The 2,509-nt window shown below is 65.1% G+C and carries 2 protein-coding genes and 1 pseudogene; all 3 read right to left on the reverse strand.

Annotated features, from left to right (window positions below; all coding sequences use genetic code 11):
- Positions 1-847: FecCD family ABC transporter permease (locus tag DBR22_RS05320; protein ID WP_108598121.1), on the reverse strand; the 847-nt coding region annotated here is incomplete at its 3' end.
- Positions 848-857: 10 nt separating this feature from the next.
- A complete protein-coding gene (locus DBR22_RS05325) occupies positions 858-1,952 on the reverse strand; it encodes an iron-siderophore ABC transporter substrate-binding protein (protein WP_108598119.1) in 1,095 nt (364 codons plus the stop codon).
- Positions 1,953-2,106: 154 nt separating this feature from the next.
- Positions 2,107-2,509 (reverse strand): annotated as a pseudogene (locus DBR22_RS23715) (hypothetical protein); the annotation flags it as partial.

A 2,509-nucleotide genomic window follows, 5' to 3' on the forward strand; every position in this document is an offset into this window, starting at 1 on the left:
CGCAGAGCAGCACAATGCCAAGGGCAATAATCCCCCGGGCAAGGCCCACTCGCTGGCCGAGGCCGCGGGCGATGTCGTCGCCCAGGGCCAGGCTGTTGAGGATCCGTCCGGTGGAAAGGACAATCAGCGCCCCTACCGCCAGGAACGGCAGGCCCGGAAGCACCACGGACCAGTCGCGGCCGGCAATACCGCCCACCTGCCAGAAACGGAAGCGGTCCAGGGTGTCCTGGCTGGAGACCAGGATGACATTCATCAGCGAGAACAGTCCGGCGCTGAGTGCTGCGCCGGCAAGGGCGAGCTTGACCGGGGTTGCACCGTCCCTGCCCAGGGATGCGACGAGGTACACCACGGCGGCGGCCGCCGCTGCGCCGATGAAAGCGAACCAGATGTAGCCGGTCAGGGAGGAGATGCCGAAGATGTAGATGCCGGTGACCACGGCCAGGGCGGCGCCGGCGTTGACGCCCATAATGCCGGGGTCCGCCAGCGGGTTCCGGGCCACACCCTGCATGGCAGCGCCGGCAAGGCCCAGGGCACTGCCGGCGAGAAGTCCCAGGACGGTGCGCGGGATGCGGGCGTGGACCACGGCGTGGTCGCCGTTGGCGGGATTGAACTGGGTGAGTGCCTGCCACACGGTGGCCAGGGAAAGTCCCCGGGCCCCGATGGCCAGTGACGCGGCGGTCAGGACAATAAGTACGACGACGGCGGCCAGCAGCCAGGCGGCTTGCTTTCCCCGGGGCCGCGCGCGGCCGGCGGCAGGGCGCTGAGAGGTGAGCTCTCGGCGCTTAGGCGGCACCAAAGCGCTGAGACCTCGCCTCTGGCTGGGCGCCGTCGTCGTACTTTCGGTCATGGGACGGTATTTACTTCACTGCGTCCGCGGCGGTGGCCAGCTGCGGGAGGAACGTGTCCAGTGACCACGGCAGGCTCAGCGGGGAGGAAGCGGAAATGGACAGCGTCAGGGTGTTGTCCGAATCGGCTACCAGGGCGCCGCTCTGGATGGCCGGGATCTGGCCGAGCAGCGGGTCCGCCTTGATGGAATCGGTGGTGGCTGCATCCGGGACCCAGGTCACGAAGATGTCGGATTCGAGTTCGTTGGCTTTCTCAGCGGACCACTTGATGAAGAATTCCTTGGAACCCTTCGAGTTCTCCTCCACAACCGGGGCCAGCGTCATGCCGATCTCGCTCAGGAAGCGGGGGCGGTTGTCGTTGGCGGTATAGACGTTGACACCGTCGGCCGACGCGGGCTCCAGGTTGCCGTAGATGTAGCTCTTGCCGGCGATCTGCGGGTACTTGGACACCTTGTCCTTGATGGTGGCCTCGGTATCGGAGATCAGCTTGGTGGCCTCCGCGTCCTTGCCAAGGGCCTTGCCGATAATGGAGGTGGAGTCCTGCCAGGAGGTTCCGTAGGCCACCTCGGGGTGGGCCACCACAGGGGCGATCTCGCTGAGCTTCTTGTAGTCCTCTTCGGTCAGGCCGGAGTAGGCGGCCAGGATGACGTCAGGGGTGAGCTTTGCGATCTCGGTGAAGTTGATGCCGTCGGCCTCGGAGTACTGGACCGGAGCCTTTTCCGTGCCGAAACCGGCGCCGAGTTCCGTCAGTGCCGCGTCCTTCCACGGTGTGGAGCCCTGCTCGTTGCCGCCCCACTCGTTCTTGGGGACGCCCACAGGAACAACACCGAGGGCAATGGCCACGTCGTCATTGACCCAGGAGACGGTGGCTACACGGGTGGGCTGTTCCTTGATGATGGTTTCGCCAAAGACGTGCTTGATGGTGACCGGGAACTGTGCGCTGCTGGAGCTGCTGGAAGTGGTGGCATCCGAGGTGGAGGCCGCGGGCCCGGTAGAGCAGGCGGACAGGCTGAGCGCCGCGGCGGCCAGGACGGCCGTTGCCTTGCCGGCTGTCTTGAGCAGCGTACGGCGGGTGGCACTGGGGCCGGAGAAGAGGGGGGAAGTCACGGAACTCCTTAGGTCAATGATGCGAACCTAAGTAAGGGTAGCCTAGCCTCCTGTGAATTACGCAACGTTGTCATGGCGTAATTGACATACGTGACGAAGGACACAAAAAGCGCTCCCCCACTTTCGTGAAGGAGCGCCCCTGGTGGTTGGCGTGTCAGCTGTAGGAAATGCTCATCATGAGGGCCTTCAGCGCCTGGCCTTCTTCCCCCGCGAGCCACGCTTTGGCGGCGTCGTCGCTCGCGAAGGGGTTGTCAATGAAAGTGACTTCGGCAATCAGGATCCGCTCACCGATCCGGATAAGTCCGGGCAGCCCCATCTCCGCCCCGGCAATGGGAGCCCCCGGCGTCAGGTGCATGCGGTACCTGGGGATGTCGTTCACGTTGTCCACATAAAAGGAGTAGTGGGCCGCAGGTTCTGGCTGCCCCTGGAGTCCGGGAACCGGCACGGACTCGAACACGGTCCGGGTGACGGGGCTGCTCACGCCATCCGCGATGACGCCTGTGTAGATCTCGGCCTGCCGCTGCCCGGTCGCGTCATAAAGCGTGGCTGTTCCCACC

The sequence above is a fragment of the Arthrobacter sp. HMWF013 genome (genome assembly GCF_003061105.1).
Lineage (GTDB): Bacteria > Actinomycetota > Actinomycetes > Actinomycetales > Micrococcaceae > Arthrobacter.